The sequence below is a fragment of the Erythrobacter sp. AP23 genome (assembly GCF_001542855.1).
In the GTDB taxonomy this organism is placed as follows: domain Bacteria; phylum Pseudomonadota; class Alphaproteobacteria; order Sphingomonadales; family Sphingomonadaceae; genus Qipengyuania.
Genome location: NZ_LNBY01000001.1, coordinates 90,035 through 105,817, shown reverse-complemented (window position 1 = coordinate 105,817; position 15,783 = coordinate 90,035). Strand labels below are relative to the sequence as shown.

Genomic DNA, 15,783 nt, shown 5'->3' with positions numbered 1-15,783 from the left:
ACGGCAGGCGGCGCATTTAGGGCGGTCGGCACGCATGGTCAACCGCGCAATTACGCCTTCGGCGCGTTTTCCGCCGAGCCTTGCGCAGCCACCTCGTTCATACGCCTTACCTTGGCCGCGAGACCGCGATTGAGGGCGTGGGTGAGCGCCGTGTCGACCTCGGGCACGGCGCGTGCGTAATGCGCCAGCGCGTCGCGGTCGAAGGTCGCCACACGGGAGCGCTGGGCGACGATCACGGTGGCCGAAGCGGTCTGACCGGACACAAGGCTCATTTCGCCGAGAAACTCTTCCGGACCGCAGGTGCCGACGATTTTGCCATCGCATTCGACATGCACCCCGCCGCGCGCAACATAGATCAGCGGCGGGTCGGGCTGATGCTGGCGCATCAGCACCTCGCCCTCCTCGACATCGCGCCATTGCATCAGATCGCGCAGATGCTGCTGGCGACCGGGATCGTCGATGCCGAGCAGCCGGTCGAACAGGCTGACTTCTTCCTCAAGCATCGCCCCGCGCCGGGCCCGGCGGCGCAGCACCCAGATCTGTACACCGTTCACCGCAACGAAAACAAAGCAGACGATCGCCCAGCCGATCTGGTCGGTGAGTGCAAAATGCCCGAGCGCCGCCAGCCCGGCAGTCAGCATCGCGTAACGCAACTGCCTTATGGTTGTCGTGGCCATGGCGACGACGGCCAGCAGGGCCGCGCCATAGGCCAAGATCGTGGTAAGTCCGGCCATGTTCCGGTCCCCCTGACTATGCGGCCCTTATGCCGCGCCGCGGCCCCTGAATGCAAATTCCTTTACCGGCTCCCACGGTCCGCCGCGATAACGGAACAGCGCGAGGCCGCGGAAGGCAAAGGGCCGCGGCTCGATCAATCCAGCCAGCGCCGATTGCAGCGCCTTGGCCTCCTTACCGCTGACCTTGTTCTGAATGGTGACATGGAGCCGCGGGCGATGCTGGTCCTGCAGGGTGAGCATGCCGCGAAAATGCTCTGCGATCATGTCCCGCAGCGAGAGCATGTCGGGGCTCGACAGCTTGATAGCCGTGCCGCGCCCTAGCGACATCAGCCCCTCTACCCGCCCCTCGACCGGCGCAAATTCGGCGGCGATGCTCTTGAGGTAGGTGCCGGCTTCCCCCTCGCACATCGGCGGTAGCGCGTGGAACAGCGTGACGTGCGCCTCGAGATAGTTGCGCTCGGGCGGAAAATGCTCGTTGCGCAGAGCGGTGAAGCGCGCGTGGAGATCGTGCGGCAATTGCGCGGTCACGATCAGTGGAGCGTCGGTGGCGCCGCTCACATTTCCCCGCGTTCGCGGCGGATTTCGAACCACTCGGCGACGTTGCGATTATGCTCTTCCAGCGTTTCCGCAAAGGCGTGTCCACCGGTGCCGTCGGCGACCATGTAGCGCGCGCTGGTCTCGGCGGGATCGAGCACGGCAGCAATCGCCTCGCGCCCCGGATTGGTGATCGGTCCCTTGGGAAGGCCGACCATCGTGTAAGTGTTGTAGTCGTTGATCGCGGCGATTTCGGACTGGCGGATGCGGCGCCCAAGCGGCTTACCCTTGGTGATCGGGTAGATGATCGTCGGATCGGCCTGCAGCAGCATACCGTCTTTCACCCGGTTCGAATAAAGTCCGGCGACCATTCGTCGCTCGCTCGGCTTGCCGGTCTCCTTTTCGACAATCGAAGCTAGGATCACCGCGTCCCTGACATTGTCGACCGCGATATCGGGCGCGCGCTTGGGCCAAGCCTCTGCAAGGTAATTCTGCATCGCCGCCTGCATACGGGCAAGCACCGCGCTACGGGCTTCGCCGCGCTCGAAATCATAGGTGTCGGGCAGTACAGAGCCTTCGACCGGAACGGGAATCTCGCCCGTCAAATGCTCTTCCGCCATCAACCGCTCGTGTACCAGGATCGAGGGCAGCCCCTCGGGAATGGTTACGAAGCGGCGGATGACCTCGCCGTGCTGGAAGGTGTCGAGAATGGCTGCATTGCTGGCACCGGCCGGTAGAAGGAACTCGCCCGCCATGATCGGGTCGGACGAGCCGAAGATTTTCGCCCGCAGCAGGAACCCGTCGGCATCGGAGATCAGACCTTCGTCGGCGAGTTTCTCCGCGACCGAAGTGAGGCTCGCGCCAGAGGGGACGATGAAGCTCGTGTCCTCCTCCACTTTGGCACTGCCCCACCAGCCGGAGAGGAACCAGATCGCCCCGACGGCAAGGGCCAGCGAAAGGACGCCTGCGAGGAGGCACCCGGCCTTCTTCACCTCAGTCGACCTTCTTGACGATCAGCGATGCGTTGGTGCCGCCGAAGCCGAAACTGTTGTTGAGGGCTGCTCTTACCTCGCGCTGCCGGGCTTTGAGCGGGACCAGGTCCACGCCCTCGGTGCCCTCATCGGGGTTGTGAAGGTTGAGCGTGGGCGGAACCACCTGATCGCGGATCGCGAGGATGCAGAAGATCGCTTCCACCGCGCCTGCCCCCCCGAGCAAGTGACCGATTGCCGACTTGGTCGAACTCATCGACGCGCCGCCAAGGTCGTCCCCCATAACGCGCTTGACCGCGCCTAGCTCGATCGTGTCGGCCATGGTCGACGTGCCATGCGCATTGACGTAATCGATGTCGCCCGGGGCCATCCCCGCTTTCTTGAGTGCCATGCGCATCGCCAGCTCGGCGCCCTTGCCTTCGGGGTGCGGCGCGGTGACGTGATAGGCATCGCCCGACAGGCCATAGCCGACCACTTCGGCATAGATCGTCGCGCCGCGTGCCTTGGCATGCTCGTATTCCTCGAGCACCACCACGCCTGCGCCCTCGCCCATGACGAAGCCGTCGCGATCCTTGTCATAGGGGCGGCTCGCCTCGGTCGGGCGATCGTTCATGCTCATGTTGAGTGCGCGCGCCTGCGCGAAACCGGCGACGCCCAGCGGGTTGATAGTGCTTTCCGCACCGCCCGCCAGCATCACATCGGCATCGTCGAGCGCGATCATGCGCGCCGCATCGCCGATCGAGTGTGCTCCGGTCGAACAGGCAGTAACGACCGCGTGGTTCGGGCCCATGAGGCCATATTTGATCGAAACCTGGCCGCTGATGAGGTTGATCAGGCGGCCATGGACGAAGTGTGGGGACACCCGGCCCGGTCCGCGCTCATGCAGGACAATCGATTCGCTTTCGATGCCCGGCAATCCCCCGATACCCGAGCCGATTGAAACGCCGGTCCGCTGTTTGAGGTCGTCGTCCATCTCGGTGAGCCCGGCGTCTTCGAGCGCCTGTCCGGCGGCATCGATCCCGTATACGATGAACGGATCGACCTGGCGCTGCACCTTGTGGTCGACGCGCTTGTCGGGATCGAAGCCCCATTCGTGGTCCTTCGGCTTCACCTCGCAGGCGATGGTCGCCTTCTGGTTCGAGGCATCGAAGCGGGTGATCGGTCCCGCCCCGCTCTCGCTCGCAATCAGGTTCTTCCACGAGGTTTCGACATCGCCGCCCAGCGGGGTGACGAGGCCAAGTCCGGTTACGACCACACGACGCATGCTATTCTCCGCAAAAAGACAACAGGCCCGGCCCTGTTAGCGGGTCGGGCCTGTCCGAACCCGCACGGTAGCGGGCATGAAGGCAGCAGGGCTTAGCCCTTGTGCTCTTCGATGTACTTGGTCGCGTCGCCGACCGTGGTGATCTTCTCGGCAGCATCGTCGGGGATTTCCACGCCGAATTCTTCCTCGAAGGCCATAACCAGCTCGACGATGTCGAGGCTGTCCGCACCGAGATCGTCGATGAAGCTTGCTTCCTGGGTGACCTTGTCGGCCTCGACGCCGAGGTGCTCGACGACAATCTTCTGCACGCGGTCGGCAGTATCGCTCATTTTTGTCCCTCTCGAATTTGGGGGTTTATGAATTGCCTGTCGCCCTAATGAACGGCGCAGGCTTAGGCAAGGGCCACTGATTTTCCGCTATATGGGGAGCGCTCGATGAATTTGATAGCTGCCCTCAGTTCCCGGATCGATCGACCCGAGTCGCTTCGGCCCCATCGGGCTTGGGCGCATCGACCGTGCGGATGTGCACGTCACGCAACTGGCGCGGGCTGACGAGCGAGGGCGCGCCCATCATCAGGTCCTGCGCTTTCTGATTGAGCGGGAAGGCAATCACTTCGCGAATGTTCGGCTCGTCGGCGAGCAGCATCACGATGCGGTCGATGCCCGGTGCCGAGCCACCGTGCGGCGGTGCGCCCAGCTTGAAAGCCTCGATCATGCCCGAGAAGTTTTCGTCGACATCCGCCTGGCTATAACCGGCGATCTCGAAAGCCTTGTACATGATGTCCGGGCGGTGGTTACGGATGGCGCCCGAGGACAGCTCATAACCATTGCAGACGATGTCGTACTGCCAGGCGAGGATTTCGAGCGGGTCTTTCGTTTCCAGCGCTTCCATCTCGCCCTGCGGCATCGAGAAGGGGTTGTGGCTGAAATCGACCTTCTTCAATTCTTCGTCGTACTCGAACATCGGGAAATCGACGATCCAGCAGAACTTGAAGCAATCTTCCTCGATGAGGCCCAGCTCTTCGGCAACGCGGGTGCGTGCGGCGCCCGCGAGCTTGGCGGCTTCCTTTTCCTTGCCCGCGGCGAAGAACAGGCCGTCGTTTTCACCGAGGCCGAGTTCGGCGTAGAGCTTTTCCATGCCTTCGGTGCCGTGATTCTTGGCGATCGGGCCGCCGAACTCTCCGCCCTTGCGGGTGACGTAACCGAGGCCGGCAAAACCTTCGCGGCGGGCCCACTCGTTCATTTCGTCGAAGAACTTGCGGCTCTTCTCGTGCGTTGTCGGGGCGGGAACCACGCGAACCTTGCCACCCGTGCCGACAATCTTCTCGAACAGACCGAAACCGCTCTTCTCGAAGTGACTGGTGACGTCCGAGATGATCAACGGGTTGCGCAGGTCGGGCTTGTCGGTGCCGTATTTCAGCATCGCTTCGGCATAGGGGATGCGCGGAAATTCACCGGCCGGAGTCACGCTCTTGCCGTTCGCGAACTCCTCGAACACACCCGCGAGCACGGGCTCGATCGCCTGGAAGACGTCTTCCTGCGTCACGAAGCTCATCTCGAAGTCGAGCTGGTAGAATTCGGGGCTGCGATCGGCGCGCAGGTCTTCGTCACGGAAACAGGGCGCGATCTGGAAGTAGCGGTCGAAACCGGCGACCATGAGCAGCTGTTTGAACATCTGCGGTGCCTGCGGGAGCGCGTAGAAACGGCCCGGGTGGAGGCGGCTGGGTACGAGGTAGTCGCGTGCGCCTTCGGGCGACGATGCGCCGAGGATCGGCGTCTGGAATTCGCTGAAGCCCTGGTCGGTCATGCGGCGGCGCAGGCTCGTAATGACCTGGTTGCGCAGCATGATGTTGTTGTGGACGCGCTCGCGGCGCAGGTCGACGAACCGGTATTTGAGGCGCGTCTCTTCAGGATAGTCTTCGGCCGAGTTGACGATCAGCGGCAGGTCGTCCGCGCGGCTCTGCACGCTCACCTCGCGCGCGAACACCTCGATTTCGCCGGTCGGCAGGTTCGGGTTCACGGCCACATCGGCCCGCGCCTTGACTGTGCCATCGATCGTGACGACCGATTCCAGCTTGATTTTGTCGAGAACGGGGAGCGCCGGGCTGTCCTCGTCCGCGACGATCTGGGTGATGCCATAATGGTCGCGCAGGTCGACGAACAGCACGCCGCCATGGTCGCGCTTGTTATGCACCCAGCCGGAAAGGCGGACGGTTTCGCCGACATTGTCCTTGGTCAGCGCAGCACAGGTATGGGTACGGTAGGCGTGCATGAAAAGCTCGATCTTTCTGCCGGAAATTGATTGGGGCCGCGCGCGCATTCGGGCGCCGCGCGAAAGCGCGCCCCTAACAGCCATCGGGGGCCGATTTGTCAAGATTCGTCTGGTTGGCGCCTAAGCCAGTCGGGCGCGGCGCAGTGCCCTAAGCGTACCCGCACGGACCCAGGGTCGGCCGCCCGGCTTCGGCGCCCTCACTCCGCATCGCGCGAGCAACCCGTTCATTGCCCAGGCATCGTCCTGCAGCAGGCTGTCGCGCGATCGCCAGGTAACCGACAGCGAAATCGACGGGCTGTCGCCTACCGTGACCGTATGCGCCGCCTTGAACGGCACGTAGAGCGCATCGCCCGGGCCCATGTCGAAGTGCAGAGCATGTTCGGCCAGCTGCGGCGTCCAGGGCAGGAGGTTGTCGCCGGTGCGATGAAAGCGTTCATTGTCTGCCGCCGAAGGCAGGCCGCATGCCTGCGGCAGCACGGTGAAGCGCTTGTGTCCGGCGATCTGGAACAGAATATTGTATTCGGGATCGAAATGCAGCGGGGTTAGCAGACCCGGCGAGCTGGCGAAGAGGAAGGCGACGGGCTTGAGCAGTTCGCCCGTGTGCGGCGCGGCCACCGGCGCGATGCCGGCAAGGATCTCCGCGACGACCCGCTCGAATTCGGGCCAGCGTGCAAGATCGCGCAACATGATCCAGCGCTTCGTTTCGCTCAGCGAAGCAACCAGCGGCCCGAGCTTGGCGGGCAGATCGGAAAGCGGACGGAAGCGACCCTCGACACCATCCTCGCGCACTTCGATCAGCGAGCGGTCACCACAATCGAAGATGTCCTCCAGCCGCGCCCACGTGAAACAGCACTCGGCCTCCAGCGCGTGGTCGAGTGGCTGCGCCGTGTGCGGATAGGCAGCGCGCAAGCGTGCGCGATCGAACGGCCAGTCTGCCGATTGCGCGTCGAATTGCTCGCGTGGATCGATCCGCCCCATGCGCAGCAGCGATAGCGCGCAAGCGTTAAGACTCGCTTGACCGCGCATGTGGCAGGTCTAAAGCGGCGCGCGTCGCGGCGGTGCATAGCCCCGCTCGCGCGATTGCAGGCCTGGCGGCAATACCGCTAACCTGCGCCTGCGGGATGACCCCGCACTACCGATGGGCCTCGCCCGGGGGCGGCACTCCGCCCGACTGAACACGAAAAGACACGATGAAAATACACGATCTGATTACCGAGACCGAACCGCTCGCCGAATTGTGCGAGCGTCTGGCGAAAAGCGATTTCGTCTGCGTCGATACCGAATTCATGCGCGAGAACACCTATTGGCCCGAGCTGTGCCTGGTGCAGATCGGCAATGAGGAAGAGGCCGCGGCGATCGACCCGCTGGCCGAGGGTATCGACCTTACCCCGCTGTGGGACCTGATGTGCGACAATGAAGATGTGCTCAAGGTCTTCCATGCCGGCGGGCAGGATGTCGAAATCGTCTACAATTTCACCGGTAAGACCCCGCAGCCGATCTTCGACACGCAAATCGCGATGATGGCGATCAGCCAGTCGGAACAGATCGGCTATGCCAATCTCGTCGAGAGCTGGCTCGGCCTGACGATCGACAAGGGTGCGCGCTTCACCGACTGGAGCCGCCGCCCGCTGACCGACCGCCAGATCGAATATGCGATCGGCGACGTGACTCATCTGGCGCAGATCTTCCCGCGCATCCTCAAAAAGCTGATCAAGACCGGTCGCGGAGCCTGGCTCGATGCCGAGATGGAAAAGCTCGCCGATCCGGAGAATTATGCCAACGACGCGGGCAAGGCTTGGCAGCGCATCCGCTCGCCGGGACGCAACCCTGCCGTGCTTGGCAGACTCAAGGCGCTGGCAGCATGGCGCGAGAGCGAGGCGCAGCACAAGAACATCCCGCGCGGGCGCATCATGCGCGACGAGACGCTGGCCGATATCGCCAGCCACCCGCCCAAGAAGCAGGCCGAACTTACAAAGGTTCGTGGCCTGTCGAATGCGTGGAAAGACAACGACATCGGCAAGCGTCTTATGAAAGTGCTTGAAAAGGCAGAGCCGCTGCCGAAGGACGAAATGCCCGACAAGCCCAAGCGCGGCGCGCCGCTGGGCAAGGAAGGCGCACTGGTCGCCGACTTGCTCAAGTTGCTGCTCAAGATCCGCGCGCGCGAAATCGATGTCGCTGCACGGCTGCTGACCAAGGCCGACGAGATGGAAGCGCTGGCCGCCGGTGTGCGCGATCTCAAGATCCTCGAGGGTTGGCGCTACGACGTGTTCGGCAAGGACGCGCTCGAACTGGTCGAAGGTAGGCTCGCCTTCGCGGTCAAGGACGGACGGTTGCTGATGACCCATGTCGACGAGGTCCATGCGGGCATGGTCGAAGCGCAGGCAGCGGAGTGAGCACCTACCTTCCGACCCTCAAGCAGCTTCAATATCTCGTTGCGCTGCACGAACACGGCCATTTCGGCCGCGCGGCGGAGGCCAGCTTCGTATCGCAATCGACGCTGTCGGCAGGCATTCGCGAGCTCGAATCGCTGCTCGGCGTGACTCTGGTCGAGCGCAGCCGTCGCGTGGTGCGCTTCACGGCGCTGGGCAATCAGGTCGTCGACAAGGCGCACCGCATCCTGCGCGAGGCGGAGGAACTGGCGGACCTTGTTCAGGCCGCAGGCAAGCCACTGGCGGGGCAGCTCCGCATGAGCGTCATCCCGACTATCGCCCCTTTCCTGCTGCCCCGTTTTCTGCCGCGCCTGCGCAAGGAACGGCCCGACCTGGAGCTGTTCCTGCGCGAGGAAACCAGCCAGGACGCGGTCGAATCGCTCCAGCACGGGCGCGTCGATTGCGTTCTGCTCGCCCTCCCCTTCGCCACCGGCGAGGTCGAGAAAGCGCATATCTCCGACGACGAACTCTACGTCGCCTTTCCCAAGGATGACCCGCGCGATCCGCCCGACCTCATACCGCCAAGCATGATAGACGAAGGCCGGCTGTTGCTGCTCGAGGACGGGCACTGCCTCAAGGACCACGCGCTTGCCGCCTGCAACCGCCCGGAATTGCGCGCCTCTGCCACCATGATAGGCACCAGCCTGCACACGCTGGTGCAGATGGTCGACAATGACCTCGGCCTCACCATGCTGCCCAAAATGGCGGTGGATGCGGGCATTTTAGCCGGGACCGAGGTGGTCGCCCGCCCGCTCAAATCGAAAAGCGCCACGCGCGAGATCGCGCTGATCTGGCGCAAGAACTCGCCCCGGCGGGACGATTTCGAATTGCTGGCCGAAGAGCTGCGCGCGGGATGAACTTGCGATCGCCCTAGCGAAAGGGCTGAACCTCTTCACCAGCACTCAATACCGGCTCGGTCGATCCCCTGAGCGACAGCCGCCACCCGGACACGCTTTGGATCGCGAAGAGTGCCGATACGAGAAACTCGAGCATCTCGTCGTCATAGTGCGGCAGGAATTCGGACCAGTTGATGGGAAGCGGCGTGGGACTTCCGAGCGTGAGCCCAACTATGCCATAACATACGACCGATAAGCCGAAGAGCCACGCGCAGCTCACCGATGCCACCGGAAACTCCAGCGCATCGAGAAGGCGCCGGCAGAGCGGCTGATGGGCGTGCAGCAATGGTAAAAGAAAAAGCAGTGCTGCCGTCACCGCCAGACCGGGGTAAACAAACAGCGAATTGGAATAAACATTGTGCAGGGTGAATTCCCCCTGCACGTTGATCGCGGCAAGCTCCTCGGGCGTGTCGAAGCCGAACAAGCGCTGGCCCCAGCTGATCTCTTCCCCGCCCACGAACAGGAACAATAAGGCGAGGCCGATCAGCCAGCTACGCAACCTCGTACGTCCGCTCGCCCGAGCGGCGAGGACAATGCAGGATGCGCTGGCAATCCCGTAAAGGATTGCCGAGCCGTACTCGAACGGTCCGTCTTCGTAAAAAAGCACCGTGAACGCTTGCGCATCGAGCATGGCGAAAACGGTGAGCAGCAATGCCGATAGGACGAATAAGGCGTTCAAAGTCCGTTCGGCCAAGCTGGCCCTGGGAATTCGATCGAGGGCTACGACCTGTCTGGATTCGAGCTGTGCGGCCACGCGGGACAACATCGCCGCGACGCGATCCCGGAAGATCCAGCCAACGACTGCACCGATCAGCGAGCCCCAGATCACCAACCGACCGATCACCAACTTGGCACCGTCCGCGCCAGTAAGCGCCATGACCGCGCTCTCGATCCAGAGACCGAGAACAACGGCTGCCGCCGAAACGGCCAAATTCAATGCGATGGTTCTCATCGGATCTCCGGAAAGCTTGCCCAGCAAGCAGGATCATCCGACAATACATAGCCGCACCCGGTGAATGTAAGGTAAATTCGGGATTTACCTCTCTACAGGGCCCCAATTGTATTCGATAATGGAACGGTAGTACTCGTCGAGACATACCTTTTGTTCGTTCTCACCCATTCCCCGCAGACGATCTAAACCTGGGTTCTTCCACCTTTCCACCTTCTTGCTTCGCCACCGATTTGTCCCCGCCCCCTCGACCATCGGGTAGCCTTCTTGCTTGCGATCGACGATCTTGGCGCGCGAGGATGGGACTCTAGTCCATGTGCTTAAGACCGACGCGCAGATAGTCCCATCCGGTAATCACCGTCAGAACCGCAGCGGCCCATAGCGTCGTGAGGCCAACGGTGTGCGGGATATTCGCTTCGACTTCGCCGATCATCACAGTCCAGCGCGGCAGCCCTTGGCCGAGGATCAGCGAGCCTAGGGCAACCATCTGGAAGGTCGTCTTCCACTTGGCGAGCTTGGAGACCGGTACCGAGACCTGCAGTGGTCCGAGGAACTCGCGCAGACCCGACACGGCAATCTCGCGCATCAGGATGATAAGTCCTGCAATCACGTGCATGTCGCCCACATAGGGGCCGCGCAACACGCCTTGAGCGGCCAGCACCAGGATCACCGCGGCAACCATGATCTTGTCGGCGATCGGATCCAAGAAGATGCCGAGCTTCGATACGGTCCCGCTGGTGCGCGCCAGATAACCATCGAAGTAATCGGTAATTCCCATCAGGCAGTAAAGCCCGAAAGCCAGCAGGTAGCCCGCCTCCCATCCCGGCCACCAGAGAAACCAGGCGAGCAATGGGATGGCAAAAATGCGCGAAAGGGTGAGGATGTTGGGCAGGTTCAGCATCTTGGCCGCATGCCCTAGCGGCAATCGTCCCGTCGCAAAAGCCGCTCTGTGCCCTTGTCCGCCACCACGTTGGCACTAGAGTCGGGCGCACGATTGGGTTTCGCCCGGGGGGTCATGCTTACATCCACTCATCTGCTGCGTCGCAGGCGCTTCCTGCCGCTGTTCGTGACGCAGCTGTTCAACGCTTTCAACGACAATCTCTACAAGACCACCATGGTCCTGTTCGTCGTTTACGCAGTGTATAATGACGAGAGTACCGAGGCGAGCTTCAGCGGGCTCGCCAGCGCGCTTTTCATCCTGCCTTTCTTCATTCTCTCCGCGCTGGCCGGGCAGCTGGCCGACATGCGCGACAAGGCCAAGATCATCCGTGTGGTGAAGGCCTGCGAGATCGGACTGATGGTGATCGGTGCGACAGGCCTATACATGGCCTGGCAGGGTATTCTGGTGCATGCGGTGGCGATCCCGCTGCTGCTGCTCGCGCTGTTCCTGACGGGGGTGCAATCGACCTTTCTCGGCCCGATCAAATACGCGATCCTGCCGCAACATCTGAAGAAAGAAGAGGTACTTGCCGGGACCGGGCTGGTCGAGGCGGGCACGTACATAGCGATCCTTGCCGGTACCATTCTCGCCGGACCGTTGGCGGTCGACCATACCGGCTGGGCAGCGATCGGCATCATCGTGACCGCCTGCATCGGCTATCTCGTCAGCCGTCAGGTGCCCCCTGCCCCGCCGCTAGGCAAGGTCGAGCAGCTCGACTGGCACATTTTGCGCGCTTCGGCGAAGCTGGTGCGCGACACGATGCACAATGCCGAAGTCTATTACGCCATTCTCGCGATCAGCTTCTTCTGGACCATCGGCGCGGTGCTGTTCATTCAGTTCCCGCCGCTGGCCAAGAATACGATCATGGCCAGCCCCGAAGTTGCAAGCCTGTTCTTGGTGGTATTCTCCGTGGGTGTCGCGATCGGATCGGTGGCGGTGAATGCGTTGCTCAAGGGTCGTGTCTCCGCCCGCTTTGCGCCCGTTTCGGTGATTGCAATGGGATTGTTCGTGGTCGCCTTCTACATCGTTGCCAAGATGTGGGAGGCGGACCAGCCCGCCAGCCTGCTCGGCGTTAGCGAATTCATCGCCTGGCCGATGGCCACGGTGCTGCTGCTATGCTTGCTGGGAATTTCGGTGGCGGGCGGCATGTTCGTGGTACCGCTCTATGCATTTCTGACCACGCGGGTCTCGCCCGACACGGCTTCGCGCACGATCGCGGCAAACAACATCGTCAATTCGGGGGCGATGGTGGCCGGCTCGCTGATCGCCATGGCACTGAGCGCGGCAGGCGTTCCGATCACCGAGCAGGTATTGCTCTGCGCGGCGATGTGCCTGTTCTCGGCCTGGCTGGCGAAGCGGCTGATCGCGGCGGAGAACGCAGCTGCCGAACTGGCCGCCGCCGCCGGAGCCTGAAGCCTAAATCATCTAGATTATGAAGGCGAGGACCGCCGCGACGGTGGCAAAATATGTCGTTGCCGCACCGCGCACATCGTCGGCGGTGAGGCGCCAGTCGGTCATACCGCCAGCGGGCAGGTCGGCAAAGCCGCTGCGGCGTTGCGGGAGGCTTGCCCGGAACCAGTGGCGATGGGCTTCGCTCGTCAGAACCAATGCGCGTCTCATGATGTTGCGTTAACTAATTTTTAACCATTCGGTATCCTTCGGAGTCGAAGCTGTCCCCCTTTGGCACGGATTGGGAAGAATTAACCATGATTGTCGTGATTGCGCCGCTCCGATTGCCGGGCTAACCGCCGCTGACATGACTGCGCCCGACACACCGCAAGCCGCCCAGCTCCTCGTCGACTGCCTGATCGCGCAGGGTTGCGACCGTATCTTCACCGTTCCCGGCGAGAGCTTCCTGCAGGTGCTCGACGGGCTCTGTCGGCAAGACACGATCGATGTGGTTACCTGCCGACAGGAGGGCGGCGTCGCCTTCATGGCCTGTGCCGACGGAGCGATGACCGGGCGGCCAGGCGTGGCTTTCGTCACGCGCGGGCCAGGCGCCACCAATGCCAGCATCGGCGTGCATGTCGCGATGCAGGATTCACAGCCGATGATTCTTTTCGTCGGCGACGTCGACAGCGAAATGCACGACCGCGAAGGCTTCCAGGAAGTCGATTTTGCCGCCTTCTTCGGTCCGATAGCCAAATGGGCCGCGCGGATCGACAGCGCCGACCGCATTCCGGAATACATCGCGCGCGCCTATTCAACCGCCATCTCGGGCCGTCCGGGACCCGTTGTCCTGGCGCTGCCCGAGGACATGCTCAGCCGTGCGACCAACGCTACCCCGCGCGCGCGCGCCGAGAGGCCCGCACAGGCTCCCTGCCCCGACGCGATGCAGGCCATGATGGCGCTGCTTGCGGACGCCGCCTCGCCCATCGCGATCATCGGCGGCGCGGGCTGGAATGCCAAGGCTCGCGCGCATTTCCAGCTTTTCGCCGAACGGCTCGGCATTCCCGTCGCGACGGCCTTTCGGCGGCAGGACGCAATTTCGCCGTCGAGCCCGGTCTACGCGGGCAATTTGGGCTACGGGCCCAATCCCAAGCTGGTCGAGCGCGTAAAACAGGCCGATCTGATCCTGGCCATCGGCGCGCGGCTGGGCGAGGCGACGACCGATGGCTACACGGTGCCGCCTCTCACTGCTACCGAGCGCAAGCTGGTGCATGTGCACCCGGATCCGAACGAGCTGGGCAGCGTCTATCCCGCCGATCTCGCGATCTGTGCCAGTATGGACGAATTCGCCGAAAGCGCCGCGCTGTGGGACGACGGCGCGGTGATCGATTTCGACGCCGGGGCCGAAGCGCATGCGGAATGGCAGGCCTGGGCGACCGCACATCCCAACGATCACGCGCTCGACATGGGCCAGGCGGTGCAATTCATGCGCGACACGCTGCCCGCCGACACGATCATCTGCAACGGCGCGGGCAATTTTTCGAGCTGGTGGCATCGCTACTGGCGCTACGAAGGATTTCCTACTCAGCTAGCTCCTACCTGCGGGGCTATGGGTTACGGCGTACCGGCAGCGGTTGCCGCCGCGCTACGCTTTCCGCAACGCACTGTCGTCGCCGTGGCGGGTGACGGCGATTTCCTGATGAACGGACAGGAGCTTGCCACTGCCGTCCAGCACAATGCCGATCTGATCGTAATCCTGGTCGACAACTCGGCCTATGGCACGATCCGCATGCACCAGGAACGCGAGTTCCCGGGCGAAGACCGGATCAGTGCGACCCGTCTTGCCAATCCCGATTTCGCGGCCTTGGCAGAAGCCTTTGGCGGCTGGTCGGCTCGCGCCTCCACGACCGAGGAGTTCAAGCAGGCGCTCGTGGCTGCCCAAGGACGCAGCGGCTTGCGACTGATCCATTGCACCATAGATATCGAACAACTCGCCGCCAGCGGCGCGAGTGTGAGCGGGTTACGCGATCGCTAGACGTCAGCGCATCGTCATTCCGCCATCGACCACATATTGCGAGCCAGTGACGTAACTCGCCTGGTCGGACAGCAGGAACAGCGCCACCTGCGCCGCCTCGTCGGCCGACCCAAAACGGCCCAACGGCACCTGCTTCTCGATCTGCTCGGTCAGTTCTTCGACCTGGTCGTCGGGAATGCCCATGCCGTCGAAGAAATTGGTCTCGATCGGCCCGGGGGCAATCGAGTTCACTCGAATGCCGCGACCGGCGAGATCGGCCGCCCAGCTCCGCGCCAAAGCGGTCACGGCACCCTTAGTAGCGGCATAGACGGCACCCTGTGGCTGGCCGAGATACGGCGAGACCGAAGCCGTCACGACCACCGAGCCGCCGTCGGCGACCACCGGAATCAACTCGGCCATCTGCAACACGGGCCCGCGCACATTCACGTTGGTCATACCGTCGAACATCTTGGCATCGACACTTTCGTTGTCGCCGAACTTGCCGAACCCGGCATTCAACCACACGCCGTCGATCATGCCCATCTGCCCCTTGACCTTTGCACCCAACTCCTTGGCCGCCTGGGGATCGGACGCGTCGTTTCGCAATACCAGCGATCCCGACGGCAGCGCCGCACCAGCCTCTTCGAGATGATCCTGGCTCGTGCCGGTCACGGCGACTTCGCCACCCTCATCGACGATCATCTTCGCACCGGCCAGGCCCATGCCGCTGGTGCCGCCGGTAATGAGGATACGCTTGCCTTCGAACCGCTTCATGTCTGGTCTCCGTTGCTGGGGTCATCTCGGCAACGGTGGACTGCACCAAGGCGTTCCTTCGGTCTGCCCGATCAAATGCCCGCCATGGCACAGATTACCGACCATTCGTCGGGCTTGATCTCCGCCACCGACAGGCGCGAGAGCTTGACCAGTTCGCAATCGGCAAGCTTCGGCTCGGCCTTGATCTGCTTGAGCGTAACCGGATGTGGCAGCTTGCTCTTGGGCTTGACCTTCACCGCGGCCCACTTGCCTTCGGGATCGGTGGGATCGGTGATGCCCGCCACGCTCACTTCGCAGATGCCGACGATTTCGAGGCCCTCGCGCGAGTGGTAGAAGAAGGCCTGGTCGCCCACCTCCATCGCGGCGAGATTGTTTTTGGCGCGGTGGTTGCGCACACCGTCCCATGTACCCTCTTTCTCGGCGACGAGATCGTCCCAGCTGTACTTGAAGGGTTCGGATTTCATCAGCCAATAACGCATCGCGGGATCTGCTCCGTCGGTTACTCCTCGGTACGGGTTCGGGTAGACCGATGCGCGCGCGCTGGCCACCCCGGCAAGACCCACGATTAACGTGTTTTTAGTCCTATTGCGGCTATCGCAG

Annotated in this window: 16 protein-coding genes; 4 read left to right on the top strand and 12 right to left on the bottom strand. The window is 62.9% G+C overall.

All coding sequences use genetic code 11. The annotated features are described in order from the left end of the window. Window positions 1-50: 50 nt before the first annotated feature. From ASS64_RS00510 to ASS64_RS00480, 7 genes are all read right to left on the bottom strand, one after another. A complete protein-coding gene (locus tag ASS64_RS00510) occupies window positions 51-734 on the bottom strand; it encodes a Crp/Fnr family transcriptional regulator (RefSeq protein ID WP_067688246.1) in 684 nt (227 codons plus the stop codon). A 27-nt stretch (window positions 735-761) separates the two neighbouring features. Beyond that, on the bottom strand, window positions 762-1,292 hold the full coding sequence (locus ASS64_RS00505; protein WP_067688243.1) for a 2'-5' RNA ligase family protein: 531 nt from the start codon (window positions 1,290-1,292) through the stop codon (window positions 762-764). After that, complete coding sequence (gene mltG, locus ASS64_RS00500; RefSeq protein WP_067688240.1) at window positions 1,289-2,260, bottom strand: endolytic transglycosylase MltG; 972 nt, start codon at window positions 2,258-2,260, stop codon at window positions 1,289-1,291. The genes ASS64_RS00505 and mltG overlap by 4 nt, the downstream gene beginning before the upstream one ends. Window position 2,261: 1 nt before the next feature. Further along, a complete protein-coding gene (fabF, locus tag ASS64_RS00495; protein WP_067688237.1) occupies window positions 2,262-3,521 on the bottom strand; it encodes a beta-ketoacyl-ACP synthase II in 1,260 nt (419 codons plus the stop codon). Window positions 3,522-3,613: 92 nt separating this feature from the next. Then, window positions 3,614-3,850, bottom strand: coding sequence for an acyl carrier protein (locus ASS64_RS00490; RefSeq protein WP_006834437.1), 237 nt, complete (start codon window positions 3,848-3,850; stop codon window positions 3,614-3,616). A 124-nt stretch (window positions 3,851-3,974) separates the two neighbouring features. Further along, on the bottom strand, window positions 3,975-5,792 hold the full coding sequence (gene aspS / locus ASS64_RS00485) for an aspartate--tRNA ligase (protein WP_067690205.1): 1,818 nt from the start codon (window positions 5,790-5,792) through the stop codon (window positions 3,975-3,977). A 120-nt stretch (window positions 5,793-5,912) separates the two neighbouring features. Then, the gene (locus ASS64_RS00480) at window positions 5,913-6,818 is read right to left on the bottom strand and encodes a cupin-like domain-containing protein (RefSeq protein WP_083508092.1); all 906 of its coding nucleotides are present in this window, start codon (window positions 6,816-6,818) and stop codon (window positions 5,913-5,915) included. A 164-nt stretch (window positions 6,819-6,982) separates the two neighbouring features. On the opposite strand from ASS64_RS00480, the gene rnd reads away from it, so the two are divergent. Together rnd and ASS64_RS00470 are read left to right on the top strand one after the other, a co-directional pair. Continuing rightward, window positions 6,983-8,185 (top strand): ribonuclease D, encoded by a 1,203-nt coding sequence (rnd, locus tag ASS64_RS00475; RefSeq protein WP_067688231.1) that lies wholly within the window; start codon window positions 6,983-6,985, stop codon window positions 8,183-8,185. Next, window positions 8,182-9,078 carry a hydrogen peroxide-inducible genes activator gene (locus tag ASS64_RS00470; protein WP_067688228.1) on the top strand — a complete coding sequence of 299 codons (897 nt, stop codon included), beginning with the start codon at window positions 8,182-8,184 and terminating at the stop codon, window positions 9,076-9,078. Before rnd ends, ASS64_RS00470 begins: the two co-directional genes overlap by 4 nt. Window positions 9,079-9,091: 13 nt before the next feature. On the opposite strand, the gene ASS64_RS00465 is transcribed toward ASS64_RS00470, so the two are convergent. Together ASS64_RS00465 and pgsA are read right to left on the bottom strand one after the other, a co-directional pair. Beyond that, entirely contained in the window at window positions 9,092-10,069 is a 978-nt protein-coding gene (locus ASS64_RS00465) for a hypothetical protein (RefSeq protein WP_067688225.1), read from the bottom strand. Between the two features lie 304 nt (window positions 10,070-10,373). Then, a complete protein-coding gene (gene pgsA / locus ASS64_RS00460; RefSeq protein WP_067688223.1) occupies window positions 10,374-10,967 on the bottom strand; it encodes a CDP-diacylglycerol--glycerol-3-phosphate 3-phosphatidyltransferase in 594 nt (197 codons plus the stop codon). 114 nt (window positions 10,968-11,081) lie between these two features. Between pgsA and ASS64_RS00455 the strand changes: the two genes are divergently transcribed. Next, window positions 11,082-12,419 (top strand): MFS transporter, encoded by a 1,338-nt coding sequence (locus ASS64_RS00455; protein WP_067688219.1) that lies wholly within the window; start codon window positions 11,082-11,084, stop codon window positions 12,417-12,419. 12 nt (window positions 12,420-12,431) lie between these two features. Here the strand turns inward: ASS64_RS00455 and ASS64_RS00450 are convergent, their stop codons facing one another. Next, window positions 12,432-12,626: a hypothetical protein gene (locus ASS64_RS00450; protein ID WP_067688216.1), complete on the bottom strand. Its 195-nt coding sequence runs from the start codon at window positions 12,624-12,626 to the stop codon at window positions 12,432-12,434. Between the two features lie 136 nt (window positions 12,627-12,762). Here ASS64_RS00450 and ASS64_RS00445 point away from each other — a divergent pair, with 136 nt between their 5' ends. Beyond that, on the top strand, window positions 12,763-14,430 hold the full coding sequence (locus tag ASS64_RS00445) for a thiamine pyrophosphate-binding protein (RefSeq protein ID WP_067688213.1): 1,668 nt from the start codon (window positions 12,763-12,765) through the stop codon (window positions 14,428-14,430). A gap of 3 nt (window positions 14,431-14,433) precedes the next feature. On the opposite strand, the gene ASS64_RS00440 is transcribed toward ASS64_RS00445, so the two are convergent. After that, window positions 14,434-15,183: an SDR family oxidoreductase gene (locus ASS64_RS00440; RefSeq protein WP_067688211.1), complete on the bottom strand. Its 750-nt coding sequence runs from the start codon at window positions 15,181-15,183 to the stop codon at window positions 14,434-14,436. A gap of 71 nt (window positions 15,184-15,254) precedes the next feature. Continuing rightward, entirely contained in the window at window positions 15,255-15,662 is a 408-nt protein-coding gene (locus tag ASS64_RS00435) for an EVE domain-containing protein (protein ID WP_067688208.1), read from the bottom strand. Window positions 15,663-15,783: the final 121 nt, after the last annotated feature.

Coding starts and splice junctions, on each gene's coding strand:
- aspS (WP_067690205.1), bottom strand. CDS start 5,792: ATGCACGCCTACCGTACCCATACCTGTGCTGCGCTGACCAAGGACAAT.
- rnd (WP_067688231.1), top strand. CDS start 6,983: ATGAAAATACACGATCTGATTACCGAGACCGAACCGCTCGCCGAATTG.
- ASS64_RS00510 (WP_067688246.1), bottom strand. CDS start 734: ATGGCCGGACTTACCACGATCTTGGCCTATGGCGCGGCCCTGCTGGCC.
- ASS64_RS00450 (WP_067688216.1), bottom strand. CDS start 12,626: ATGAGACGCGCATTGGTTCTGACGAGCGAAGCCCATCGCCACTGGTTC.
- ASS64_RS00480 (WP_083508092.1), bottom strand. CDS start 6,818: ATGCGCGGTCAAGCGAGTCTTAACGCTTGCGCGCTATCGCTGCTGCGC.
- ASS64_RS00435 (WP_067688208.1), bottom strand. CDS start 15,662: ATGCGTTATTGGCTGATGAAATCCGAACCCTTCAAGTACAGCTGGGAC.
- ASS64_RS00455 (WP_067688219.1), top strand. CDS start 11,082: ATGCTTACATCCACTCATCTGCTGCGTCGCAGGCGCTTCCTGCCGCTG.
- pgsA (WP_067688223.1), bottom strand. CDS start 10,967: ATGCTGAACCTGCCCAACATCCTCACCCTTTCGCGCATTTTTGCCATC.
- ASS64_RS00440 (WP_067688211.1), bottom strand. CDS start 15,183: ATGAAGCGGTTCGAAGGCAAGCGTATCCTCATTACCGGCGGCACCAGC.
- ASS64_RS00465 (WP_067688225.1), bottom strand. CDS start 10,069: ATGAGAACCATCGCATTGAATTTGGCCGTTTCGGCGGCAGCCGTTGTT.
- ASS64_RS00445 (WP_067688213.1), top strand. CDS start 12,763: ATGACTGCGCCCGACACACCGCAAGCCGCCCAGCTCCTCGTCGACTGC.
- fabF (WP_067688237.1), bottom strand. CDS start 3,521: ATGCGTCGTGTGGTCGTAACCGGACTTGGCCTCGTCACCCCGCTGGGC.
- ASS64_RS00490 (WP_006834437.1), bottom strand. CDS start 3,850: ATGAGCGATACTGCCGACCGCGTGCAGAAGATTGTCGTCGAGCACCTC.